Source organism: Rhodopirellula bahusiensis (assembly GCF_002727185.1).
GTDB classification, from domain to species: domain Bacteria; phylum Planctomycetota; class Planctomycetia; order Pirellulales; family Pirellulaceae; genus Rhodopirellula; species Rhodopirellula bahusiensis.
This window is the reverse complement of the sequence record NZ_NIZW01000014.1, coordinates 118,393-144,047: the sequence shown is the minus strand read 5'-3', so window position 1 is coordinate 144,047 and position 25,655 is coordinate 118,393. Positions and strand designations below refer to the sequence as shown.

Sequence of the window (25,655 nt, the reverse complement as noted above, 5' to 3'; positions counted from 1 at the left end):
AGAAATTCACTTGTTGCCAATGCAGTACAAGTGCGACTTGCTGCGTAGGAAGATCTGGTCACCGACAATGGCGGCGGAAGCATCGATTTCATCGTCCAGTTTGTTGGTCGCAATCGCTTCCAGTTCATCGCCGTGACGCAGAACCAATGTGGTTCCATCACGACCGGTGAAGTAGACATGATCGGCCGCTGCAACGGGCGAAGCGTAGACCGAAGAGATATCCGGCAAACGAGTTTGATCGATCACCAATTCTCCTGACTTCGCTTGCCGCGAAACCAAGACGCCATTGTTGGACTTCACGAAATACAGTTGACCTTTGTAAAGAACCGGCGATGGCACATAGGGCGCCGCGTCTTCCTCGACCCAAGTGATCACGTCGCTGTCGGTGACGTCACCTTTCGCAATCAGCGGAATGGAATAGATCGCATAGCCTCGATAGCCGGTCATCACGATGACGTTGTCTTCGAATCGAACCGGAGAAGGGATTGGGTTGCCAGCCTGTCCACCACATTCCCAAATCAACTCACCCGTCGCCAAGTCATAACTGCGAACTCGTTTGGAACCGTTGGTGATGACTTGGGTTCGTCCTTCGTACTCGGTGATCAGTGGCGTCGACCAAGTGGTTTGCTCGTCGCGACTCTGACGCCATTTCTCTTCACCAGTCGCGGCGTCCAAAGCGACGATGAAAGACTCGCCCTCGTGATCCCATGGAACAACCAGCGTGCCTTGATGGACGGCAGGCGAACTGCCTTCGCCAAACTGGGCACGAGTCTGCATCTGTCCCAGGTCAACGCTCCACAGTTGCTTTCCGTTCAGGTCCAAGCAGAAAACGCCACGCGACCCGAACGACATGTACAGCTTCTCTCCATCCGTGACCGGGGAAGAGGATGCGAAAGTGTTCGTATTGTGCCCCGCTTCGTGAGGCACCTCTTGGGTCACTGAGGTTCGCCAAACCTCTTCGCCGTTGGCACGGTCATATGCGATCACCAAAAAGTCGTAGAAGTTTGTCGGTTTGGCCCCGCCTCCTCGACCGCCACGCCCGCGACCTCGCCCCCCGCGTTCAGGTCCGCCTCGTCCACCTTCCGGACGACCTCGCTCCGCACGTCGTTCACCACGCGGAGGAGCAGTTTCTTGTGGCGTTTGCTCTTTGGCGTCCTGGTTCTCTGCAACCCGCTCGGTTTTCACCGCGGTGCTGACATACACTCGATCACCCAAAATGATCGGCGTGCTGCTTCCGATGCCGGGGACGTCAATCTTCCAAAGAATGTTTTCCGACTCACTCCATGTCGTCGGCGGGTTGGATTCCAGCGCACTGCCGGACGCATCAGGACCGCGCCACTGAGGCCAATCCCGACTGACATCATTGCCCACGGCGGACGAGACGGCAAATTGCGAGCTGCACGCCAACAATGCCAAACCAAAGAAAAGGATCGTGTGTCGCAAGATTCCAGCTCCAAAATGCCGGTGGGGAGTGAAAGGGAGCGTCCAGAACGCGCCCGATGAAGCATTGAACCCGCATAGTCTACCTAGGTTCCGCTGCGCGGATGGATCCCGCGCCGCTCGCATTCCTACGGCGTCAGCCAGAGAAACCAAAGTCGAATCACACCCTCAGCGGCTGGTCAGCAGAACTGCCGACCGACGTCGACGTGCGTTCAGTGCCAATGTTCCGGCAACGAGCGCGGCGCCGGGATAAGTCAGGCCCGACAATCGCAGCGGTCGAGTGTCCAACGCCGGCTGGGCCAGCGCGTCGGTTTCATACGCCATCGCTGCCAAGACGGCATCGCGGACATCGTTCAACGCAACTGGACCGGGCATCGCATCTGCCGAAGCCATCAACCCAACCGTTCGGTGAACCCCAACAGTCGCATCCAATGCGATGTCAACCATCCCAGGCGACAGCGTTGGAATGACGGTTGGCAATGCGTCCTGGAATTGGATCCCATCGATCAAACCGGTCGGCGAACCAAACCACGTTGCCATGGCATCATCGACGGAATGATCTTCGAGAAGCGATGCTTCCCTGGAATCATGAGGACTTGCTGCCTCAACGTCGTCCGCGTCCCCATTCGAAGCAGCCCGCGCCACTTCGCGAAGGTGTTCGAGGGTCCGTTCATCCAACTCCCATGGATCATCTGCGCCAGAAGAATCCAGCGTCACATCGTTGTTGGACACACGCGGCAACCAATCGATGATTCCGCCATCCACTTCGCTGGCAGCACTCGTCGAAGATGTATCGACAACATCAATTCGCGAATTTTCGTTCGTGGAGTTCGTTCGTTCATTCGCCGTCGTCGCCGCGGCGATGGCCGACACGTCATCCGTTGCGTCGACGGTCGTTTGATTTCGCTGAACCGGTCCAACGTCCGCCGTGACGTTGTCTGATGCAGAAGCCTTTGATGCGTTGCTTCCGTCGGCGACGCCTTGCTCCGATGGTGCCGCACTGGAGTTTGCCCGGACCAACACCGTCCCTTCACCCACCGGTGCCCGACCGCCTCCTCCGCTGAAGCCGTTGAGCACGCTGCCGACACTCACACTGTTGTCGGTTCGTGGTTGGGTGACCACGAATTGAACCACCCATACAACAGTGTTGGACTCGACCGACTGAACACTATCACCGACGGGAGAACGATCAACGGAGGTTTGAACACTCGACTGCAACGAACCGTTCCGGCTCGCATCATTCTGCAAAAGGCCCCTTCGCGAATCGATTCCCGGGCGTTGACGACCGAGATCATTCTGCCCGGCATCGCGTTTTTCAGGATTGCGTTCTGCAGAATTGCCCCGTTGCTGAAACGATTGGTCCGGACGCGAGATCGAAGTGAAGTCTCGCATCGGTCGGTCTGAGCCGGAACCTTGCGAACGTGCGGAGAGAGTCTGAATTCCGGAACCACCGCGTGAGCCATTCGCTTCGATGGACGAAACCGTTCGCTGCAATGCCGGAATGGCCCGGTCAATTTGCGCTCGATCCAGCTCCTGCGATCCGATCCCCGCATCTGAATGATTGAAGATCCCAGCCGCCAGCAAAGAACGTGATTCCAGTTGCTCAAGCAATAAGATTCGAGAGTCGTCGGTGGGCTTCATGGTTCAATCCTTAGGACTCTTCTTGACGCCGTGACCCCGCGAAATTTCGGTGGATGCCATCACATTTTGACGGTTCGCCTCGTGTTTTCGCAGGAAGTCATTGTAACGCACAACTTCGGGTGCAACCGAAACTGCGACAGATTGCAGTTCGATTGCTTGGGAATAAGCGTGGGCGGCGGACTCGGTATCCCCCAGCTGTTGTTGCAGGAAACCGTAGTTGTTCCAAACCCCGCCAAGCATGCTCTGAGTCTCAGCGTCCTCCGGAAACTGAACCGCCAGCGACTGGCCGGTTTCCAACGCCTTTTCAAATGCTTTGCGGGCCTCTTGAAGAGCCCCCATCTTCGAGCGAGTCAAACCCAGGTGATTGAAGCTCAACGCGAGATCCCTTCGGTAATTGGGATGATTGGGCCAACGAACCACCACTTGGTCGCCGATCTCAATCGCTTGTTCAAACGTCTCAATCGCTTTGGCATTTCTTCCCATCGCGGACTGCGCCACGCCGAGTGTGTTCAGCGTCACCATGGTCTGACCAGCAACCTTCGCATCGCCCGGATTCGACTGCAAAAGGTTCAATTGCGATTCGAGTGCTTGGCCCGCATGCTGAATTGCTCTTTCAGGTTCTGATTCCGTCAATAAGCCCGCCAAGTTCGACTGAACCGCAGCAAGCTTCAGTGGAACCGGATCGGTCTTCGAGTTCGTCAGTCGCTTGGCATCCAAAACCGGTTCGATCAACAGCGGCTGAAGTCGCTCAATCGCTTTCAAAAAATACGACTCCGCCTCGGAGGTTGCCTCCGTTCGCATCAACAACAAACCCATGTTGTTCAGCGTGGTCGCGAGCGACACTTCTGCTTCTCGATGCTGAGTGAATGACTCACCCAGATCAGCCAATGACTGTGCGGTTGTCATCGCTCGCACAAAGTATCGGGCAGCGTCTTCCAATTCCCCCGCCCGCACCAAGGCTTGTGCCAAGTTGTTCTGGCACGTCGCCCAGTGCAATCGAACCGGGTCGTTGGCGGCAACGCTGCCAGCCAATTCCGCATAAATCGATTCGCTCCGCTTGAGCGCCGCGATTGCTTGCTCACTGTCTCCAAGCTCCGACTGCAACGCCCCCGCTTTCGCGAGTGTCATCGCAAAATCCTCTCGAAGCGTTGGATCGTCTTTGACTTCCGCGGCGAACCGTTCGTAGTAGTCCAACATTTCCAACAACAACAAACGGCGTACCGAGTCCGCTGCGGGAATATCAACCAGCAACTCGGCGATGCGCGTCCCCATCCGATCCAAGGCCCCTCGCGCCAGCAACTCGCCCCGAGTGGCCCGCAATGCATTTTCGTCCGACGCCTTCTTTGCAGTCGCCAACTTGGCATTGGCAATGGCGGAACCGACCAAACCCAGCGTCACAATCAAAGCGGCTGCCAACGCAACACGACGATGTTTGGAGGCCAGCCGAACCAACCGATCCGCGATGGACGGTGGTCGCGCGATCGTGGGTTCGCTTCGCAGCACCCGCTTCATGTCATCGGCAAACTCATTCGCGGTTTCATATCGATCTTCGCGATTCTTCGACATGGCTTTCGCGATGACCGTCCCCAAATCACGAGGCAAATCGGGCCGCAACAGATGCAGCGGGATCACTTCCTCATTGTCGATTCGCTTCAGAATCGTTGCCGCGTCGTCTCCTTCATGGGCGTACCGCAGCGTCAGGCATTCGTACAACGTCGCAGCCAAAGAATACTCGTCGGCTCGTCCATCAATCAAAGCCGACTGCCCACGAGCCTGTTCCGGACTCATGTACCGCATCGTCCCAATCACATCACCGGATCGGGTCAGCGACATCTCCGTCTGGCAACGGGCCAAACCAAAGTCCGTCACCCAAATCTTGCCAGATCGATCGAGCATCAAATTGGAAGGCTTCACGTCGCGATGCACCACGCCGTTCTCATGTGCAACATGCAACGCATCGGCGATGTCGATCCCCCACTGGATCACTTGTTTCCAAGCGTCTCGCTTCTGCTCCGCTGACTCAGTGCGAGTTTCACCGGACGACGCTACCGATCCATTGTCGATCTCTTCAGCCATCTTCTCTTCGCGACGCTCTTGCACCCAAGCATCCAAAGCAATCCCGTCAACGAATTGCATCGCGTAGTAGTGGACACCTTGATGACTGCCGACGCTGTGGATGGGCACAATGTTCGGATGCTGCAACAAACCTGCCGCGTGAGCTTCGTTCTTGAAACGCGCAATCTGGTGTGAGTCCAACATGGAAGCCAGCGGCAGCAACTTGATCGCGACGCGTCGATCAAGCGACTGCTGGCTGGCTTCGTAGACAACTCCCATTCCACCGCGACCAATTTCGCGATGCAAAAGGAAGTCGCCAAGTTGCTTGTCCGCTGGAAGTGGAACCGAAGGCGCATCGAGCGTGGGCTGCATCCCGGCGGCCACGCCATAGAGTGCTCTCAGTTTTTCCAGGTAAGCGTGAAAGACGGAACCCAAATCAGGATTCTGGCTGACGATCTCATCCGCATCCAAGCACTCGCCGTTTTCCAGGCCGACCAAATACTCATCCAGCAACTTCGTCAAACGCGATTGTTGCTCTTCGTTCAGGCCGCGCAGCAGCGATGGGTCCTCCGATTGAGATTCCGCCGTTGACAACTCAAAGGCCACCATCAGCGTTGGTCCTCGGACGCTTTGAAGCTCTCGAGCGCTCGCAACCAAAGCATCCGCACGGCGCCGCACTTGCGATCCATTCGCTCGGCGATCTCATCAAACGAAAGCCCTTTCAATACCCGTAAAACGATCACCTCGCGGTAGTGTGGTTTGAGCTTGCTGAGTAAATTCGACAACTCAACCGCACCTTCTTGAGCACGCATTGGAGCACTCGGCGACGGCTCATGGCCTGCTAAAAGATTGGCCCAATTGCAGGCAGATTCTTCCAAGCGATTGCTGACCGCTTCCAAGGAAACTTCGCGACGGATGTCTCGTTTCTGAACCTTGACGTGTCGCTTGAAACTGCGATGCAACGTGTGAATCAAAATCGTTCGCAACCAGCACAACAACTCACCTTGGCTGGTCCCACGGAAGTCACCAAAGTCCTGGTGAGCTTCCAACATTGCCTCCTGAACAATGTCCGATGGATTGACCCGTTTGCGAAGTCGGCGATCCAACTGGGTGCTTGCCAAAATCGTTAGGTAATTGGTGTACCACTGGAGCAATCGACCGAGTGCTTCTCGGTCGCCACCTCGCGCTTGGTCCAACAACTCAACAAACCCAAGGTCGTTGCCCCAGGAATCTCGGTCATTCGAATCGTTTTTGCGTGTGGTCCAAGAGGAGTCTGTGGCGACCATCGCATTGGCTTTCGAGGAGTTGTCTGACACCGCACTATCATTCGCAAGGATCTAGTTGCGGGTCAAACAGAAAACCGTCACCTCGTTTTCCAATTTTGTGAAAAAAGGACGATTCAGCGACGAAAACCTGAGAATCGCCCTCGAGAAGCCGCTCGCCCAACGGCGCTGAACGCTGCATCGAGGCGATCGAATCGCGATAGAGCCGGCAATTCAGTTTCCGTCTCAGTCGTCTCTGATTCCGCTCGGAATGCCTCCCATTCCTCGAACGAAACCCCGCCATCCGCGTCCGAATCGGCCTCCGACAGTTTGGCCCAAAGTCGGTCACGAACTTCGGTCTCCGTGATCAGCCCATCCTCATCCGCGTCGTTCGAAAGGAACCGTTCTTCGCGAAATGCCAGGAACGCGGCTTCCAGTTCATCCGCGGTCAACAACCCGTCCGCGTCGCCGTCCGCCCCGAGGCCCGAAAGCTTTTCCCACAACCGCTCGGGAATCTCTTCTTCCGAAAGAGACAGATCGCCGTCCGAGTCCAAGCGTTCGATCAAGGTGGTCGCGTCCCCTTCGAACAACCCAGCCCGAAACAGTCCATGATTCCGACGATGAAATCCGTGAGGACCGTGGTCGCAGTCTTCCTCGATGGTTGTTTCGTCGTCCCCGTCTTCCTCGTCGTCAATCACCTCATCATCGGTGTCTGATTCTTCGCCATCCGTCTCGCCACCTTCGGACTCTTCATCGGAGTCAGATTCGCCCGAGTCAGGTTCATCGTCGATCGTTTCTTCATCCGTCGATGTCGGATCATCGATCAATCCACCGTCGTCAATGTTTGAATCGTTCATCGCATTGATGACCATCAGTGCATCCAGCGAGGTCACCGTTCCATCCCCGTTCACATCACACAAGCCATCCAGATCAGCATTCTCCGATTCACTCTCGGAAGCTTGATTGAGCTGGTTGATCACCATCAGCGCGTCCAAAGCCGTGGTGCTGTTATCTTCGTTGACATCGGTTGGGTTGACGTAGTTGTACGAGATCAGTTCCGCCTCCAGACGCCCACTGAATCGTTGCCGGAAACTGTTTCGGAACCAACGATTCCAAAAGAAGCGATGGTTCCGAAATTCGTTGGTGTCTGTTTCATCAGCGTCAACATCATCAGTATCCTCCGATGTTGGTTCCTCCGCGACAGGATCATCTTCTGCATCCCCCGAGTCAGCTGGCACTTCGGTTTCATCCGTTGTTTCGGTCTCGTCATTTGGCTCGTCAACCGAGACATCTGCCGCCGCGTACAATTGGGTAATCGCGATCGCGTCGTCATCATCCAGTTCAGTAAAAAACTGACCGGCTGAAACAAACGGATCCAAAACACTGCCCTCCGCGTCGGTGTGATCCAGCCCCAATGAATGGCCAATTTCGTGCACGGCCACCCAGATTAAATCGAAGGCGGCATTGCCGAGTTCGTTGCCAACTTCCCACGCCTCGGATAGATCGAACTGAATGTCACCCGCCACGCGGTCTGGATTCACATCATCGGGGAAATAGGCCTGCGCAAGCGTGCCGCCTTGTCCATCCAAATTTTCGAAAGAGATGTCGATGGAATCATTCAGTCCAACTTGGTCGACTTCCGTGAACTCAATGTCCGCCACGCTAGCCCATGCATCCAGCGCCGTTTCGATCGCCTCGTCGGTCTCTTCCTGCGTCAGCGAACTTGGTGACCCAGTGATTGTGTAGGTCAGAGCGGCACTGCCCAATCCGGGCCCATCCCAGCCCAAACTGGCGGCGAGCACTCGGCGTGTTTCGAGGGACTGGATCGCAAGACGACGCGTTCGTTTCTTCCGCTGGATCATATCGGGCAAACACTGCAAATTGAAAAGGGGGAGAGGAGGCATCCGCGACTGCATCAATCGCCAGCCCATCCCATCACGAACCGGGCTCCGACCACGTGTTCATCTGATGGGCCACAAAGAAAGGGCACCTCTCAGCCCGTCACGTCACGCACGCTCGCCATTTTCATGCGAGCACCCGTGTATTCATGCGAGCACCCGTGTTTTGCAGTGTTCCGGCCGCAAACCAGCCTCTGCGACGCGTCGTACGATGGACTTCCAAGTCCGTCGTTGCCAACGACTTTGGACGCACTAACCGAAGACGAGAAAATCCAGCCCGCGAATTCTTTCGCCACCGTGAGCGACCAGGACATCAATCGTTTCATCGGATTCCGACAGTCGAACTTGGTAGTCGCCGGTCTCGCTCATCGATCGGAAACGGTAATTCCCATGCCCATCCGAAGTCGTGGAATCAACCAACTTCCCGCTCCCGTCGATCAACTCGATCACAACGCCAGCCACACCTCGCATCTCGTCTTCACGCAATTCACCGGGAATGGTGGAGGGCGGAAGAGAGCTAGCCAAAATGACTCGGCCGCGAATCTCGGCTTGCATCAAGAAAACGTTCTCTTGCAGCCCCTCCACGCTGGTGTTGCGTTCAATCAAGTCCGCCAAGGTGGATCGCTCAATCGATTCAATTTCGGAATCGGTCAGCACATTTTTGTAGAAGAACCGATCACCATCGCGAGTCCGTTGGAATTGATCGGCGATGATCAAACCTGCCAGCTCGCCGACGGATGCTTCACGCTGGTGATCTTCCGCCATCAAGCCAACCCACAAATCAATGTTGTCAACGCTCCCGTACAGCGACGCCAATTTCTGCTGCAAATCCACCTCACCGGTGATTTGGTCAAAGGTTTCCACTCGAGGCAGACCGTACGCTTCCCGAGCTGCGTTGTAGTCACTCACGCCATGATCGCGACCGCGTTGGATGTTCATCGCGACCAGATCCAACCCGCCCGCTCCCGGAGGCCCGAACAAAAAGTTCCGCAGCGAATCGACCACACCTAAATCCACTTCCTGACACTGCACCGACGCGTCGTACTTCAACAGTGAATCAATCCCCGTCTCTTCCAACATCGAAGCGTGAAAGAATGCATCTTTCAGCTCCATCTCATCTTGGCTCTCACGCCCGTCGTTGGACATGAACCCGACTTCGTCGCGAAGCGTGCTGTGACCGAACCGGAACGCGGCGGTTGAAAACTCATTGGCGATCCCAGGATTCACCGACGCGTCATAGCCGCTGTATGAATCAATCGCTTGCTCACCCAAGATCGCAGGCAAGAACTCGTTGTAGGTGATCGACTGAATCAAGCTCGTCACAACCAACCGCGATCGCTGGTAGATTTCTTCGTCGGTTGCTTCGGGATCGGAAGCGGCAATGTCGCCCGCCAAGCGATTGTGTTCTCGGACAAACAACGTCTGAATCGCAGTCAAGCCAACGTTTTCGCTCGCTCGAACATCACCGGCGATCACCATGCCACTCGCGTCCATCGGAATCAGTCCCTCGTCGGACATCGCCATCCGACCACCCTCGAACGTTCGCAGTGCTTCCGCGGTGCCAATGTCGCTGCCGTAAACCATCGATCCATCGATGTAGGCCGTGATCTGGTTGAACTGCTCAGCAGGATTGTCGACCGAAGTTCCCGTTCCCTCCACGATTGGCGTTCGCGTCATGGGAATCACGGCTTCACCGGTCCCCGCCGGATCGAACCATGGGTCACCCGTCGGCACAACGATGTCGATGGCCTTCCCGTGCTCTTCACTTTCGCTCAAACCCAAATCGTGATCGATGAATTGTCCCCAGACATAGACAAACGCAGAGAGCCCACGATCGCTGAGAGACTCGCTCGTATTCATCTCGGACAACACATTGCTGACTTCACGGGCACTCGGTCGATCCGCACCGGCAGGCATCGAAATTCCGTCGCCGTACGCCGCTGGTGCTGAACGGATCAAGGTCTGACCAACGCTTCCCCAAGCATCGTTCTGGATGTTGTTGCCAGTGCCATCGATCGACCGAATTTCCGATGGCATCTCCGGTATCTGAATTGAGGGTTCGTCATCAAGATCGCGATCAAGTGGAAACACATCGCCACGTTCAATTCGATTGATAACACGTAGCGCATCCAGTGCACTCCGCCGCCCATCATCGTTGACGTCGGTGAACATGATTTCATCATGCGTGGTCTCACTCGTCATCGCGTTGATGATCAACAACGCATCCATGGCCGACACGCGACCATCGTCGTTGACGTCTTCTGAGTCGTAGACGTTGTGCCGGTACCCGCCAAAGTCCGCCGCCAACAGCTGTCGATGCTCAAGGCTTTCACAGCGGAGAAGACGTCGCTCGCGTGCGGAACGTTTCTTCCTTCGTTTCGACCGGAACAACATAGGATGTGCAATAACGGTGACGGTGACGGTCAAGACAAACATTCCATCGGCGAAACGAAAGCCGAAGATGAACGTTGCCGTGAGGAAAATCAGAGCATCGGTTTAGTAGCAAATATCTAGCGTTTAACTGAGATCCTTTTCTGGACCATTAGGCCAGTTCCCACCAATGGTAGTCGAACCAAGACGCGAACCACCCATCTGGTGATCGAATTGAAAAGGATTGGTAGCTTGCACGCAAACCAACGCGACAATATTTCTAAACACCTAAACTTCCTTTGTTGTTCTCTATACCGCAACAGGTTGGATCCTTACCGACCGAAAAACTTGCTTCAAACATCTCTTTCGTGCAAAATGCCTGGACGCAAAGCAATTCCTCATTTCAGCATCTCATGAACAGATGTTTCGAGATGCGGCCAGCGACGAGCACTCACCTCACTGACAACCAATCGAAACACAACTCATCTCTCCGCACTTCCCACCGTCACCCTTCGATTCACGAAACCAAACGGATCGACGGCCCCATCCCCACGAAGATCCCACCATCTCCATGCTCTCAAGACTCCCGGCAATCGCCACTTCGCTGGCGTTCATTTTCTGTTTCTTCCTTGCGTCGAATCGAGCTGTTCAAGCAAAAGAACGGCCCAATGTGCTGTTGATCTTGGTCGACGATTTGAAACCCGCTTTGGGATGCTATGGGGACTCGCACGCGAAGACACCCAACATCGATTCCCTCGCCAATCGAGGCATGCGGTTCGACATGGCGTACTGCAACCAAGCCGTGTGTGCTCCCTCGCGATTCACACTCATGTTGGGATCTCACTCAACTTCGACTGGTCTGTACGGACTCGGCAGCCAGCTCCGTCAGATCATCCCTGATGCGGTCACCATGCCGCAGCACTTCGCTGAGCACGGTGGCTACCGAACGGAATCGTTGGGAAAAATCTTTCACATCGGTCACGGCAACCACGGCGACCCAGAATCGTTCTCCGTTCCGCACTTCAAAGAGAAGGTGATCGAGTACTTGGACCCCGACAGCACCGACGGTGGCCAACTGACTCGCGAAGAAGCCTTCTTCACCAACCAAATGCTCGGGCAAATCAAATCGCTCCCACGTGGTGCCGCGTTTGAATCGCCCGAAGCTGCCGACGAAGACTACGCCGATGGCCGCGTCGCCGCCGAAACCATGAAGCGACTTCAATCAGCAAAGCAACGCCGGCAAACCGATGGCACACCATTCTTCATCGCCGCCGGGTTCGCGCGTCCTCACTTACCGTTCAGTGCACCTCAGAAATATTGGGATCTCTACGACCGCAATTCTCTTCCGATGCCCGAGCACGAAACCTTGCCAGTGGACGCACCAAAAGTCGCCGGCAAACGAGGCGGTGAAATCTCGAACTACAAACCCGTGCCCACCAAACCAAACGCCGAATTTGGCGGCGATCTCAAACGCGATTTGATTCATGGTTACTACGCCAGCACCAGTTTCGTCGACGCTCAAATTGGCAAGGTGATAAACGAACTCGATCGGCTGGAACTATCCGACAACACGATCGTTGTGCTCTGGGGCGATCATGGTTTTCACCTCGGTGACCTTGGGATTTGGACGAAGCACACCAACTACGAACAAGCCAATCGGATTCCAATTTTGATCACCGCGCCGGGCGTCACTCAGCCGGGCACCTCCACGAAGCAATTGGCCGAGAGCGTCGACATTTTTCCAACGCTGACGGAACTGGCCGGGCTGCCATCACCAACGGGACCGCAACCAATCGATGGAGTCAGCTTGGTTCCAGTTCTCAAAGATGCATCGGCACGAGTTCGCGACCATGCCTATCACGCTTACCCCAAACGCAAGCTGGGCCGAGCGATTCGAACAGAACGCTATCGCTTGGTGCAGTGGAAGCAGATCGATGGCGATGAAGCTCCCATCTACGAACTCTACGACTACCAAACCGATCCGCTGGAAACCAAGAACCTGGCCGAAGACCGTCCAGATGTCGTCGAACGTCTGTCAAAAACCTTGGCCAGTTACCCCGATCCCGTTCGGCGGAATCGCTGATTCGGGACCGCAGGATCATTCCAAAGCAAAGACGCATTCCGCAGATCGCTGACGCAGATCACTCTCACCAAGTTCACTTGGGCGAGTAAAATGCGAGCGGCTGATCCTCACGATCGCCGCTGCCACCACCTCCACAACCTTGATCGAGAAACCTTCATGCGATTGGCTTCTGTCTTCCCATCTTGCTTCGCACTCCTGACGTCACTCTTCCTGATTGGATTCGCAACATCACCATCCAGTTCTGCAGCGGATGCTAAACGGCCCAACATCGTGTTCATTCTGGCCGATGACCTCGGCTACGGTGACCTGGGTTGCTATGGACAAGAACTGATCCAAACTCCACGCCTGGATCAAATGGCCGCCGAAGGCATGCGGTTCACAGATTTCTACGCCGGCAGCACCGTGTGCGCTCCTTCACGCAGCGTGTTGATGACCGGAATGCACATGGGACACACTCACGTTCGCGGAAACGCGGGCGGACCGGACATGTCGATTCAATCGCTCCGCGACGAAGACGTGACCGTCGCCGAGGTGCTCCAGACCGCAGGGTACTCCACCGCCTTGTGCGGCAAGTGGGGACTGGGAGACGAAGCCACGGGCGGCCGACAAGGCCTGCCTCGCAAACAAGGGTTCGACCACTTCTACGGTTACCTCAATCAAGTGCACGCCCACAACTATTACCCCGAATTCCTGTGGCGAAACGAAACCAAGGTCGCACTGCGGAACGAAGTCAAACGACGCGATCGTTCCTACGGCGGCTTCACCGGTGGTTGGGCGACCAAGCGAATCGATTACTCTCACGATTTGATTGCGGACGAAGCCATCACATTCATTCGCGAAGAAGCCAAGGACTCCGCCAACGATCCGTTCTTCCTGTACTTGTCGCTCACGATCCCGCATGCGAACAACGAGGGATCGGGCATGACTGGCAACGGACAAGAAGTTCCCGACCTCGGAATCTACGCCGACAAAGATTGGAGCGATCAAGACAAAGGCCAAGCCGCGATGATCACGCGGATGGATTCGGACGTCGGACGCATTCTCGATCTGCTCAAAGAACTGCAGATCGATGAACAAACCGTCGTGATGTTCTCCAGCGACAACGGCCCACACAACGAAGGCGGCCACAATCCTAAAAAGTTCGATCCAGCCGGACCGCTCCGCGGCATGAAACGAGCCCTGACTGAAGGCGGAATTCGCGTTCCATTGATTGTTCGCTGGCCCGGTACCACTCCGCCCAGAACAGTCTCCGATCATGTCGGCTACTTCGGCGACCTGATGGCGACCACCGCGGAACTCGCTGGGACAGATTTCCCTGAAGACACGGATTCCATCAGCTTCGCACCAACGATCGTTGGCAAACCGGAAGCCCAACAAACGCACGATTACCTGTACTGGGAATTCTACGAACAAGGTGGCCGACAAGCGGTTCGACGTGGCGACTGGAAAGCCATCCGCCAACCTTGGATGACTGGCCCAACTCAGTTGTATGATTTGAAAGCCGACATCGGCGAAACGACCAACTTGGCCAGCGACCATCCCGAGATCGTGAAGGAACTTGAGACGCTGATGGAAAAGGCTCACGTGCCCCATCCCAACTGGCAAGTTCGGGTCCCAGCATCCAAACGCTAAGCCACTTCGCGGAAAAACAAGTGGCATAGGCTTCCAGCCTGTGATTGCGAGGAACTCAAGCTGGAAGCCTATGCCGCATTTTCAATCCGACACTCATTCTTCGCTCGTTGCTCAGCCACATCGCGCGTCTTAGCGAAGTAACTCGAGCGATCCACACAGGTTCACCTGGGTGCCAAAAACCCAAGGTGATGGGCCGCGTGCACCCACATGAACTGACGCCACATCTCCGGCGTCATGTCGTCGATGAACGGATAGTCTTTCATGGACCCGTCAAAGGCTTTCGCCCGATGAATCGTCTCGATGCAGTGATCGATGACACCGGGATCGTCGGGTCCATCCGGTGACTTTGGTTTCAATCGATCCAATGTTGGTGCGCTCGACATTTTTCGCTGTCGCAACATTCGAGCGATCATCCATTTCATCACCGTCGCGCGAAGAATTCGCGGCAACCGAAACCCAAACCCTTCCATGCCACCGGTCATGATGACATCGAGATGCTCGCAGATCTGTGTCAGATTCCAATTCTTGTTCTGAACATAGCCTCCCTCCTGCAATCGCTTGATCTCGGCGATGACTTCATCGCCAGAATGAAAACCGAGGGATCGTTTGGAGATCTTGGTCATGGTGTCGCCAGCGAGAGAAAAGAGAAACGGCGAATTGGATTGACTCTCTCCAATCTATCGTTGCGTTCCATCTCGTCCGCGCCGAACCACCACAAAAACCGCTCCACGCGACACTGGGCCGCAGCCATACCCTTGAGCCAGGCTGAGCGAATAATCGCGTCCCTTGCTGCCCGTCGGGATCACCTCCTTTCGCTTACAATCGGTCGGTCGACCTCTGTCTTGCGAATCCACACGTTGGAATTGCAATCCAATACGACGTGAAGAACAGCGTCACTCAGCTCGCGAAAAAACATCGATGATCCTGATTCCATCGCTCTTGCTTGCCTTTGCCGTCCAGCAAGCGCCCACGCATTCCGAATTGAATGAGCTCGTGGAATCCCTCCGCGTGACGCATGCACCCGATCAGCGAATTCAGTGGTGGGATGTTCACGTCGAGAAAGGTGAATCCGGCTGGCGTATTCACGGGAGTCTCTCCAGCGAAGAAACATATGCCGCTGTGAAGCAAGCCTTCGAGCAGCACCCGGAGGTGGACAACCAACTCGTCCTCCTCCCGGAAGACGGAACAGGAACGCTGGTCAATGCGTTGGTCAACAATTCCGTCATCCACCTGCGCAGAGAACCCAGCAGCAAAACCGAACTGGTCACCCAAGCTCTTCTTGGAACTCCAATCCGCGTTCTCAAAACCGAGCGTGGAAAGTGTCTTATCCAAGTTCCTGACGGATACATCGGTTGGGTCAATTCGGCCGAAGTCCATCGTGTCGATCAAGAGCAACTCAAATCTTACCGCGACGCAGAAAAAGTCATCTTCACTGCCCAATCGGGGCTGGCCTACAGTGCTCCAGACGCGACGTCGATGCCGATGTCGGATCTGGTGATCGGGAACATGGTCTGCAAAGTCTCCGAACAGTCCGGCTACACTCAGATTCAATACCCCGATGGACGAATTGGCTGGGTCGATAGCGGCCAACTCTGCCCGGCCGACGCGATCTTCTTCCAGAAAGCCCTGCGAAACAACCTTGTTGCAACCGCTCGAAAGTTTCACGGCATCCCTTACCTGTGGGGAGGTATGTCGTCCAAGAACATCGACTGCAGTGGACTGATTTGCAACGTGTACTTCATGAACGGAATCCAACTGCCCAGAGACTCCAACATGCAGTCCCAAATTGGCCGAGAAGTGACAACGGAGTTTGTTTCCGACGACTTGGAACCGGGCGACCTTCTGTTCTTCGGCAGAAAAGCAACGTCCGAATCGAAAGAGCGTGTCACTCACGTCGCAATGTACATCGGGAATGATGAATTCATCCATTCGGCGGGCTACCGAGAGCGGGTGAGCATCAACAGCATGGACAGCAGCCAACCCAACTTCATCGACAGCTATCCCACGATCTTCGTCAGAGCGGTCAGAATCATCGGCGAAGATCCCAATGGCTTCCGTCCCATCCCCGAGAACGACTTTTACAACGCAATCATCAGGAGCACGGAATGAATCGAGGAAGAAGAGTCCTTCTCCAAGGCTTGGGAGCAGGTGCTTTGGCGACCGCACTACCAACAACCATCGGCACGGCACAAGAAGCCGCCCCGGTCCCCAACTCAACGACCGATCTGATTCGAAACGGCAAAATGAAGCTGAGCTTCCGTCCGTACGAACTGCAACTCAAACACACTTTCACCGTCGCCGGAAACTCACGCGATACCACGCCAGTCGTTTTGACTGAGATTCAGTACGAAGGGCTCACTGGCTACGGAGAAGCCTCCCTGCCGCCGTATTTGGGCGAGTCGCAACAGTCAGTGATGCAGTTTCTGAGCAAGGTCAAACTGGAGCAGTTTGACGATCCGTTTCTGCTCGATGAGATCCTCGCCTACGTCGACTCGATCGAAGAAGGCAACCGTGCGGCGAAAGCCTGCGTCGACATCGCGCTGCACGATCTGATCGGAAAGCTGGTCGATCAGCCGCTTCACAAGCTGTGGGGAATCAATCCAGCAAACACGCCTGTTACCTCGTTCACGATTGGCATCGACACACCCGAAGTGGTGAAGATGAAGACCGAGGAGGCGGCTCGCTTCAAAGTCCTGAAAGTCAAACTGGGCGGAGGCAACGATCGCGAAATGATCGAGACAGTGCGGTCGGTGACCGATGTGCCGATCTATGTCGACGTCAATCAAGGCTGGACCGACAAGCACCAGGCGTTGGACGTGACGCACTGGCTGGCCGAACAGCGCGTCGAATTTGTAGAACAACCACTTCCGAAAACGGCCGTCGATGATTTGGCTTGGTTGACCTCCAAAAGCCCGCTCCCGATCATCGCCGACGAAGCGTTTCAACGCCTCGGCGACGTAGCCGATTTCCAAGGCGTGTACTCCGGGATCAACATCAAACTGATGAAGAGCACCGGACTGAGAGAAGCACAAAAGATGATCACCGTGGCCCGAGCGTTGGACATGAAGGTGATGATGGGATGCATGACCGAAACCTCCTGCGCCGTCTCTGCCGCCGCCCAACTATCGCCACTCGTCGACTGGGCCGACCTCGATGGCAACCTCCTGATCAGCAACGATCTCTACGAAGGAGTCCAAGTCATCGACGGCAAACTGACCCTTAACAACCTCCCCGGAATCGGTATTCGAAAACGAACGGTGTGACTCATCAGATCTTCCGGTCACTAACGAAGACCGCTACCAGAACGTGGTCAACCGTCTGACGCGAGTGGCAACAACATTCGCAGGAGTGCTTGCCAAACTACTTCTTCTTTTTCTTCTTCGTCGGCTTCGGGAGCACTTGGTGACTCTTCGCCCATTGCCGCCATTGCTTTTGCAGGTTCGAAACTTCGTCAGGGTTTGCAGTGGCAAGATCGACTTGCTCGGTTCGATCGGCACCTAGATCGAACAACTCCCATTCTCCTCGCGCGCCTTGCCGAACCAACTTGCGGTTGCCGGCTCGGACTGCGGCATTTCCTTCGTGTTCCCAGTACAACGCTCGCTCCGCGAATTCGCCCACGCCAGTCAGCAATGGCTGAAGACTTTGACCTTCAAGCGGGTGAATTTCGTTTCCATTGAAACGTGTCGGATACTCCGCCTTCGCCAAATCGACACACGTCGCCATCAGATCAATGACATGGGTGGGCGTTTTGATCCAAGTCTTCTGGTCAGTTGCAGGCTGAATTTTGGCTGGCCAATGCGCAATCAACGGCGTCGCGATGCCGCCTTCGTGGTTGTAGTGCTTGTACTTGCGAAAGGGAGTATTGTTCAAGTGAGCCCAGCAACGGCCGATGAAGACGTCCGAATGCGGGTCTCCTGGGGCGTGGCCTTCGTATCGGCCGCTAACGCCAGCCTCCGCGTTGCCGCCGTTGTCAGACAAGAACAGAATCAATGTGTTGTCAAGTTTTCCTCGGCTCTCCAACGCAGCCACCAGCTTCCCAATGTTCCTGTCGATCTCTTCGATCATCGCCGCATAGATCGCCATCATGTCGTCGTAGCGTTCTTTCTCTTCTTGCGATAATGAATCCCACGCGGGAATTTGTTCCGGCCGAGGTTCCAAGCTCCAGATCTCGTCAACCAACCCGGATTCAACCTGACGAGCGTATCGTTCCTCTCGCAATTTGTCCCAACCATGCATGTACTTGCCGCGATACTTCGCGATCGTTGCTTCCGGTGCCATGCAAGGGAAATGGGGAGCGACATGGGCGAGGTACCAGAAAAACGGTTTGTCTTCCGCGATCGCTTCGTCAATGAACTCGATTCCTTGTTCCGTCCACAGGTCGGATCCGTACCACGGTGGATCGAATTGCGGATCATCCTTGGCAACCTCTTGCCCATTGAGAAAGAGCTTGGTTCCTCCCTTGGATCCGGTTTGATTGGAAAAGTGCAATCCACCGGCAGGCAAGTTCAAACTCCGATCAAAGCCTCTCCCCCAAGGAGTCACACCCTGCTTGAAACCAACATGCCACTTTCCCGTCATCGCGGTGAAGTAGCCGGCTTGCCCAAGAACTTCGCCAATCGTAACGCATTGATCATTGAGCCGACCTCGATAGCCCTCGAGCTTTTGGTCCGTTGTCATCCAACCAATTCCGGTTTGGTGAGAGTACAGCCCAGTGAGCAAAGCGGCTCGCGTCGGACAACAACGCCCAGTGTTGTAGAACTGAGAGAACTTGGCACCATTTGCAGCCAACGCATCCAAGTGCGGCGTTGGAATCTCGCTGCCATACGGACCAATATCCGAAAAGCCCATGTCATCCACCATGATCACCACGATGTTCGGACGATCGTCCGCAATGGACCATCCAGGCAGCCCCAACGCCACAAGCGCGAAAGCCATCCACGGTGCCGCTCTGAAACGAATTTGGCAGACCGACCGATAGAATGATGTCGAAGCGAAGAGAACGCGATGCATGATTGGCCTGAAAACGTTGCGAAGCTGGACGCGGCGGAATGACAGGCTCGCGATTCAAAGGGAGACTTCCCATCCAACCACCCGCCTCAATGGGCACAATCCTAGCGGGCGGGAGTCAAGGAACCTTGAGATACCACGTCATTCAGATAACTTATTTTGCCAACGCTCAACCACCATCGGACCAGAGCAACATTCCGATTGGCGACTCCCGACAAAACCATTCTAACGAACGATCCATGTCTCTCATCACTTGGCAAGAATTCGAAAACGTTGACGTGCGCGTTGGTACGATCACGCTCGTGGAGGATTTTCCAGAAGCCCGCAAGCCCGCGTACAAAATCACAGTCGACTTCGGCGAAGAATTGGGCCTGAAGCGAACCAGTGCGCAAATCACGGTGCACTACACGAAAGAAGAATTGATCGGTCGTCAGATACTCGGCGTGGTCAATTTTCCGCCCAAGCAGATCGGACCGATCATGTCTGAGTTTCTGCTCACGGGTCTGTACCGTGAAGATGGATCGGTGATTCTCGCGGTCCCAGACAAAGCGATGCCAAACGGCGCCAAACTCGGCTGAGCGCTCAACCCAGCACGCTCACCGAGTCCTCTGGCAAACGAACTTCTCACCAACGCCGTGATTTCATTCGGCGTTGATGAGAACGTATCCTCGAAAGACGAGCTTTCCATCAAGACAACTATGACCGTTGCTTTTCGTCGTCCTCCAGTTCCTTCGCCAGTTGCTTGGCTTTTTCAAGATGCTTTTCGACTTTCGAAATGGCCTCTTGAGCAATCGGCTGCAATTCCTGCGGTCCGGTGCTTTCGATCGCCTTCAGTTCCGCCAACATCATCGTATGAGCCACGCATTGCTGGCCGAGGAAAGCCATCTGAAAGTCCTGACCCTCGTACTTGGTCAGCATGTCCTTGGTCATCTTCATCGCGTTGTCACAGGCTTGGTCCGCGATTTGGCAGAGTTGGGTGGGCACCCGCTGGCCTTGTGAATTCGCTTGGTTCTGGTTGCTGAATTGCTGCAGCTTTTGATTCAGTGCTTCGTGATCGCGGACGATCGTTTGAGTCAACTGCTTCAGTTCGCTGTGATCCGTTTTCTGCATCGCCATTTTTGCCAACTCGATCTCATTCTCGTTGGCCTTTTGCAGCTTCTGCACAATCGCTTGCGTGACTGTTGGTTGCTGCTGACGACTGTCGGTGGACGTTCGTCGTGCTTCGTAGCGGCCCGAGTCGGTTTGATCCTGGGAAGTTGGAAGTTGACCATTCAGAATCAAATTGTCATTGGCTCCTTGCTGGGCGGTGGCGACCGGCAGACCGGTCAACACGGTGAGGGCAGCGGCAGCAACAGTGAATCGCAATTTCAACATTTGGATCTCCATGCAAGTTTCGTGGGAATGTCCTGGGCACAAAGGGGGCTCAGGCGATCGAAGATGTCTGCATGTCGTGTTCCAGTTCACGTCGCTGCGTCATTTCTTCTGCTCCATTTCACGTGTCGTTCATGCGCAAGAATCATTTCGTCGTTCATCACGCAGGATGATGCCTCTTTCGACTCTCGCGTCTTGCTCCAAGATCGAGGAGGGCGGTAGGAAATCGGTCAGCTACGAGTCCATCAAATGGACGCTCAACGACCATCCTTCGTACAAAATCAGATGCCGTGGCAAGCTCGTGCAAGGATCCACCCATCGCTTATGATTGATGTCATTCCGCCTGCTGTCCCGGACTTTCATTTCACACGACAAGACCCGCACCATGACTTTCCTTCGCCACCGCTTCGCCACATCGAGCTTTGCTTGCAATCGTATTTCTCTCGTGCTAGCTATTCGCTTCATGACTTGTTCGCTCATCGCGATATCCATATCGATCGCGATGCCCGGCGAATCATCGGCGGAGGAATCAAACTCGTCGCATCGTGTGCTGTCTTACAACATCAAACGTGGCTACGGAAACGACGGAAAAACGGACCTTTCAAGAACCGCGGATGTGATCTCGAAACTCAATCCGGACTTTGTTGGCTTGCAAGAAGTTGATGAACGGTGCAACCGCAGCGGCAACGTCGACCAAGCCAAATGGTTGGGTGAACAACTCGATATGCACGCCGCGTTCGCCCCATTCATGGACTACGACGGAGGCCGATACGGGATGGCCATTCTCTCGCGATACCCGATCGAAAAAACCGAGGCGGTCGAACTGGCCCGCGGTCGCGAACCTCGCGTCGCGTTGGCCGTTCACGTCGCCTTGCCCGACGGCAACAAACTGACGCTGGTCAACGTGCACTTCGATTACATCCGCGACGACGCAGTTCGATTCGAACAAGCAACCAAGGTCCGCGAATACATTGAGTCGCTTCCGAACCCAGCCGTCTTATTGGGCGATTTCAATGACACCCCGGATTCACGCACGCTCAAGCTCTTCCAAGAAGGCTTTTTGGAAGCCGACAAACCAGCAGACGATCCTTTCACGTTCTCAGCCGACAAACCCGATCGCGAAATTGACTTCTTGTTTGCCGCCCCCGCTGCCAAATGGTCGATCAAAGAAGTGGATGTGATCGACGAACCGATCGCTTCGGACCACCGGCCAGTTCTCGCGATTCTTCAGCTGCAATCGAAATGACCTGAGAGCGTTCGAGGCGGAACAGAGTCAGCGTTGCACTTGATCTTCCATCATGCGCCGACATTCCCGGCTGGCTTGGTTCCAATCGCCCTCATCGGCCAAATCAATGACTCGCTGGAGCGATGCGTGGGATTGCTCCGAGAGCTTTCCTTCGGTTTGCCACTGAGCGACTTGCTCGGCAACCGTTTGCAAAGACTCCGTGTCTTTCTGATTGCAAATCCGATACAGCGCCACCGAAGCATCGTAGCCCTGATCGTCCAGCTCGACTCTGCTACGAGGGTAGAAGTAGAACGCCAAGCCGACCACGGCGATCGCGATGCAAGCCCATTTGATCCAAGGGTTTCCTTCGTTGCCAGGAGCCGCTTTGGAATTCGCCATCAGAGCTTCTCCCAGTCGATGACTTCGCTCTCGTTCATGCTGGACATTTCCGCCCAGAGAAACAGATCCACAAAGTCGCTGACAAAGCGAACTGATCCGTCACCAAAAGCGACCATGCCTCCGCCCGGATGGTCCGACACCATTTGACCAACGTGATAGGTTGGAAAGTTCACCGGGTGGATAATTGGAAAACCGGTGATATCCAGCTCACCACCGGACGGTCCCGCGTGAACCAGCGTCAGCGTTGCAGCAGCGTCGGGCCCGTTTTCAGGTGAAGCAAATCGAGGATGCGTGAACGCCCCCGGGACGACACCCACCCAAGTCTTTTCGCTCAGCGACGAAGTGTGCTCGCCAAAGAAGATCGTGTTGCTGGTCCCATCCAACACGTCTCGAAATCGCGTTCTCGAGTTTCGATAAAACGGACCATCGGCAACGCGCCCCGCGTCTCCATCGATTACGATCGTTTTCGTTTCCGAGGTGTAGATGTTGGTGAAGACAATCCCCGTCGCCGCAGAGCCACATTCACCCCAGCAACTTTCTTGCCCATGACTTGCGACGTAATGGCTGCGTCCGAGTTCGATACTCCGACCATTGAACTGCAACGCATTGCCCGCTTCGTCCAACACTTCAAACGCATCGTCCCCTCCCGCTGCACTCGGGCACAGAAAGGTGGGAACCCGTGATGCGATGGCGGATTCATTGGCCAATGACCAAATCGGCTCCTCCATCCGAAGTTGATCGTTCAGCGCCGTGGCTTCCAGAAACGGCAACAATCCGGTCCCCCAGCCCCAACCGGGCCCGGCGTCCCAGGTCACCGGATCCATCGCAACGGAAGCGGGTGCCACGCCAGTACTGGTCTCGAACGACACATAACCGGCTGGGAATCGCTGATAGGCAGAGTGGTAGTTCTGGGCGGCCAAACCAACCTGACGAAGGTTGTTGCTGCACGACATTCGCCGAGCCGCTTCGCGAGCCGCCTGAACCGCGGGCAACAACAACCCCACGAGCACACCAATGATCGCAATCACGACCAACAGCTCCACCAGGGTGAAACCACCTCGATGTTGTTGATCGCCGGCGCTCCTGCGGGCTTCACCAGCCTCCATCGAAACCAACTGCGATTCGTCCCGTCTCATCAGAATTCTCCAACGCAACAACTTAGCCGCAGCTAAGTTTTGAGGCAAATAAAAACAAAGGCATCGGGGCAAAATTCCAACGACACCTCGCCAGAAATTTGACAATCCCACACACCCTTTGTTAGCACCCGCTAACTTGTTTAGCAGAGGCTACATTTCCTTCAGAGACAAAACAAGAGGGTTTCTCCTTCAAATTTCGCTGCTAGAATGTTCACCCTCACCATTTGTTGCGTTCGCACGGTTCCAAAGGCCCCAAATTGCCCTCCCAATCGCATCACCGCACTCGATCGGATCACGCCAGTGAAGTGGCAGAGGACTATGTCGAGGCCATCGCGGAGGCCATCGCGGAAAACGGGATCTGTCGCGCGGTCGATTTGGTGCGTCACTTCGATGTCACGCATGCGACGGTGAACAACACGATCAGCCGCCTGCAACGAGACGGACTGGTCATGACCGAGCCCTATCAACCGATCACGCTGACGCCGCAAGGCAAGCGAATGGCCACCAAGGCTCGGAACCGACACAAGGTCGTTCAATCATTCCTGCTGCGTCTAGGCGTCAGCGAAACTACCGCGGCGGTGGACAGCGAAGGAATGGAGCACCACGTCAGCGATGAGACACTCCGGGTGATGAAACGCATTTTGAAAGAAGGCCTGCCAGCACCGAAGTAGGCACCCTCCGCATCTGAGACGCTCAACCCTCTTCAGACGATTGCTTTTCAGACCGCGAAACCACGACGTCGGTCAGCAACAACCCCGCGACGATGGAAACCGCCGTCAACATCATCGTCGCCGTCAGTCGGATGCCACTGGGCAAATCTTCTTGCACCATGATCTGCGAGAAACCCGAAAAGCCCAAACTGCCGGGAACCAAAAGCAGCAACGCGGGCAGCAACATCACCGCCGTCGGAATCCCCAATCGATTGGATGCGAAGTGACTGGTCACGCTCGCGACAAACGATGCGATTCCAACCGAAGCGAACGGCCCAAACGTGGTCCCCGCCAATCGCAATGCTCCGTAGCCCACCAAGGTCGACATCAGCAACCAAGGGATGTCGCGGTAGCGCGTGCGAAACGTCACGGCGACGCATAATCCGATCGGCACCAGCACCAAAGCGGACGCAAAGAGATCCGGCGAATTCAGTGGCAAGGATGCGGGTACCGGACGAATCGCGTTGACCAAGCCGTAGCCCATCGAAACTCCAAACACGATGGTCAGCAACGTTGTCATCGCCCCGGCGAAACGAGCCGAGCCCGACGCCAAATTCTGTGTTGCCAATTCATTGATGCTGATCGTCAGGTGCAGCCCAGGAACCAACAGGATCAACGCTGCCAACGAGGTGAGCTCGAAGTTGCCCGATCCCACAAAGGCCTGAATCACACAAGCGATTGAACTTGCGACAAAACCGGCAACCACATTGATCAAATGAACTTGATGACGAAGGTGGTTCAACCAAACCACCAGCACGCCAACGATCAATCCAATCACGCCGGCCGAGAACACCACCATTCCATCGCCTCCCACCAGAACACTGATGCAGGCCGCAACTCCACCGTGAGAAGCAATTTGGATCGCCGGTCCGTAGCCGTCTCGCATCTCATTGATCTCAGTCAGTCGATCCCACGCTTGCGGGACATCCAACTGCTCTTCCTGAATCGAACGCTGCAGTTCAAACAGAGCTGCATAGCGTCCCAAATTGGTATCGCTGGGGTAGACCCGCAACAGTCGAGTCTCGTCACGACCAAAGGTGACAAACAACGCCGTCGGTGTTGAAAAGAAGGTCGCTTCCCGGCCCAGCGAAGCAGCGACCTGTTCCATCTCCAGGTCCAACTCATACGCCGGAGACCCGCATGCGTGCAAGCTTCTCGCGAGTTCCATGATGAGCTCGACGGAGGAAACAGTGGACACGCGATGAACCTTCACCTGGAGACGGAGTCACGAAGCGCATTGGACTGACAAACGATGCCCACCATTCTCGCAACACATCAGATCCTCGGCAGTGTAGACAGAACGTGGCTTGTTCCGCAGCCCGCCCCCCATCCGATTCCGAGCGACCCACATATCCGGCTTAACCGCCAAGGTCACTTCACCCCCAGTCTAGGCGTCGCGTTTCTCCTCCCCAAATCTTTCTAATCG

The 25,655-nt window shown here is 55.4% G+C and carries 19 protein-coding genes; 7 read left to right on the top strand and 12 right to left on the bottom strand.

Annotated elements, in window-relative coordinates; translation table 11 throughout:
- Positions 1–6: 6 nt before the first annotated feature.
- The 6 genes from CEE69_RS18495 to CEE69_RS18470 all read right to left on the bottom strand — a co-directional run bounded on the left by CEE69_RS18495 (position 7) and on the right by CEE69_RS18470 (position 10,690).
- On the bottom strand, positions 7–1,443 hold the full coding sequence (locus CEE69_RS18495) for an outer membrane protein assembly factor BamB family protein (protein WP_099262089.1): 1,437 nt from the start codon (positions 1,441–1,443) through the stop codon (positions 7–9).
- Positions 1,444–1,608: 165 nt separating this feature from the next.
- Positions 1,609–3,081 (bottom strand): hypothetical protein, encoded by a 1,473-nt coding sequence (locus CEE69_RS18490; RefSeq protein ID WP_099262088.1) that lies wholly within the window; start codon positions 3,079–3,081, stop codon positions 1,609–1,611.
- A 3-nt stretch (positions 3,082–3,084) separates the two neighbouring features.
- Positions 3,085–5,745, bottom strand: coding sequence for a serine/threonine-protein kinase (locus CEE69_RS18485; protein WP_099262087.1), 2,661 nt, complete (start codon positions 5,743–5,745; stop codon positions 3,085–3,087).
- Positions 5,745–6,422, bottom strand: coding sequence for a sigma-70 family RNA polymerase sigma factor (locus tag CEE69_RS18480; protein ID WP_099262181.1), 678 nt, complete (start codon positions 6,420–6,422; stop codon positions 5,745–5,747). The genes CEE69_RS18485 and CEE69_RS18480 overlap by 1 nt, the downstream gene beginning before the upstream one ends.
- Positions 6,423–6,535: 113 nt before the next feature.
- Positions 6,536–8,260: a matrixin family metalloprotease gene (locus CEE69_RS18475; RefSeq protein WP_099262086.1), complete on the bottom strand. Its 1,725-nt coding sequence runs from the start codon at positions 8,258–8,260 to the stop codon at positions 6,536–6,538.
- Between the two features lie 288 nt (positions 8,261–8,548).
- A complete protein-coding gene (locus CEE69_RS18470; RefSeq protein WP_099262180.1) occupies positions 8,549–10,690 on the bottom strand; it encodes a peroxidase family protein in 2,142 nt (713 codons plus the stop codon).
- A 547-nt stretch (positions 10,691–11,237) separates the two neighbouring features.
- Here CEE69_RS18470 and CEE69_RS18465 point away from each other — a divergent pair.
- Both CEE69_RS18465 and CEE69_RS18460 read left to right on the top strand, forming a co-directional pair.
- Positions 11,238–12,749 (top strand): sulfatase, encoded by a 1,512-nt coding sequence (locus CEE69_RS18465; RefSeq protein WP_099262085.1) that lies wholly within the window; start codon positions 11,238–11,240, stop codon positions 12,747–12,749.
- A 156-nt stretch (positions 12,750–12,905) separates the two neighbouring features.
- A complete protein-coding gene (locus CEE69_RS18460; RefSeq protein WP_099262179.1) occupies positions 12,906–14,381 on the top strand; it encodes an arylsulfatase in 1,476 nt (491 codons plus the stop codon).
- Positions 14,382–14,542: 161 nt separating this feature from the next.
- Here CEE69_RS18460 and CEE69_RS18455 read toward each other — a convergent pair whose 3' ends face one another.
- On the bottom strand, positions 14,543–15,004 hold the full coding sequence (locus tag CEE69_RS18455) for a DUF1569 domain-containing protein (RefSeq protein ID WP_099262084.1): 462 nt from the start codon (positions 15,002–15,004) through the stop codon (positions 14,543–14,545).
- 370 nt (positions 15,005–15,374) lie between these two features.
- Here CEE69_RS18455 and CEE69_RS18450 point away from each other — a divergent pair, with 370 nt between their 5' ends.
- Both CEE69_RS18450 and CEE69_RS18445 read left to right on the top strand, forming a co-directional pair.
- Complete coding sequence (locus CEE69_RS18450) at positions 15,375–16,490, top strand: C40 family peptidase (RefSeq protein ID WP_233215373.1); 1,116 nt, start codon at positions 15,375–15,377, stop codon at positions 16,488–16,490.
- Positions 16,487–17,644 carry a dipeptide epimerase gene (locus CEE69_RS18445; RefSeq protein ID WP_099262083.1) on the top strand — a complete coding sequence of 386 codons (1,158 nt, stop codon included), beginning with the start codon at positions 16,487–16,489 and terminating at the stop codon, positions 17,642–17,644. Before CEE69_RS18450 ends, CEE69_RS18445 begins: the two co-directional genes overlap by 4 nt.
- Before the next feature lie 97 nt (positions 17,645–17,741).
- Here the strand turns inward: CEE69_RS18445 and CEE69_RS18440 are convergent, their stop codons facing one another.
- Entirely contained in the window at positions 17,742–19,316 is a 1,575-nt protein-coding gene (locus CEE69_RS18440; RefSeq protein WP_233215372.1) for an arylsulfatase, read from the bottom strand.
- Between the two features lie 311 nt (positions 19,317–19,627).
- Here CEE69_RS18440 and CEE69_RS18435 point away from each other — a divergent pair, with 311 nt between their 5' ends.
- A complete protein-coding gene (locus CEE69_RS18435) occupies positions 19,628–19,966 on the top strand; it encodes a tRNA-binding protein (RefSeq protein ID WP_099262177.1) in 339 nt (112 codons plus the stop codon).
- A gap of 118 nt (positions 19,967–20,084) precedes the next feature.
- Here the strand turns inward: CEE69_RS18435 and CEE69_RS18430 are convergent, their stop codons facing one another.
- Complete coding sequence (locus tag CEE69_RS18430; RefSeq protein ID WP_099262176.1) at positions 20,085–20,762, bottom strand: DUF4142 domain-containing protein; 678 nt, start codon at positions 20,760–20,762, stop codon at positions 20,085–20,087.
- Between the two features lie 382 nt (positions 20,763–21,144).
- Here CEE69_RS18430 and CEE69_RS18420 point away from each other — a divergent pair, with 382 nt between their 5' ends.
- Complete coding sequence (locus tag CEE69_RS18420) at positions 21,145–22,005, top strand: endonuclease/exonuclease/phosphatase family protein (RefSeq protein WP_099262080.1); 861 nt, start codon at positions 21,145–21,147, stop codon at positions 22,003–22,005.
- 27 nt (positions 22,006–22,032) lie between these two features.
- On the opposite strand, the gene CEE69_RS18415 is transcribed toward CEE69_RS18420, so the two are convergent.
- Complete coding sequence (locus CEE69_RS18415; RefSeq protein ID WP_099262079.1) at positions 22,033–22,383, bottom strand: hypothetical protein; 351 nt, start codon at positions 22,381–22,383, stop codon at positions 22,033–22,035.
- The gene (locus CEE69_RS18410) at positions 22,383–23,489 is read right to left on the bottom strand and encodes a DUF1559 family PulG-like putative transporter (protein WP_390179984.1); all 1,107 of its coding nucleotides are present in this window, start codon (positions 23,487–23,489) and stop codon (positions 22,383–22,385) included. Before CEE69_RS18410 ends, CEE69_RS18415 begins: the two co-directional genes overlap by 1 nt.
- A gap of 287 nt (positions 23,490–23,776) precedes the next feature.
- Between CEE69_RS18410 and mntR the strand changes: the two genes are divergently transcribed.
- Positions 23,777–24,190, top strand: a complete 414-nt coding sequence (gene mntR, locus CEE69_RS18405) for a manganese-binding transcriptional regulator MntR (protein ID WP_099262174.1) — start codon at positions 23,777–23,779, stop codon at positions 24,188–24,190.
- Positions 24,191–24,212: 22 nt separating this feature from the next.
- Here the strand turns inward: mntR and CEE69_RS18400 are convergent, their stop codons facing one another.
- Positions 24,213–25,397 (bottom strand): threonine/serine exporter family protein, encoded by a 1,185-nt coding sequence (locus CEE69_RS18400; protein ID WP_099262175.1) that lies wholly within the window; start codon positions 25,395–25,397, stop codon positions 24,213–24,215.
- Positions 25,398–25,655: the final 258 nt, after the last annotated feature.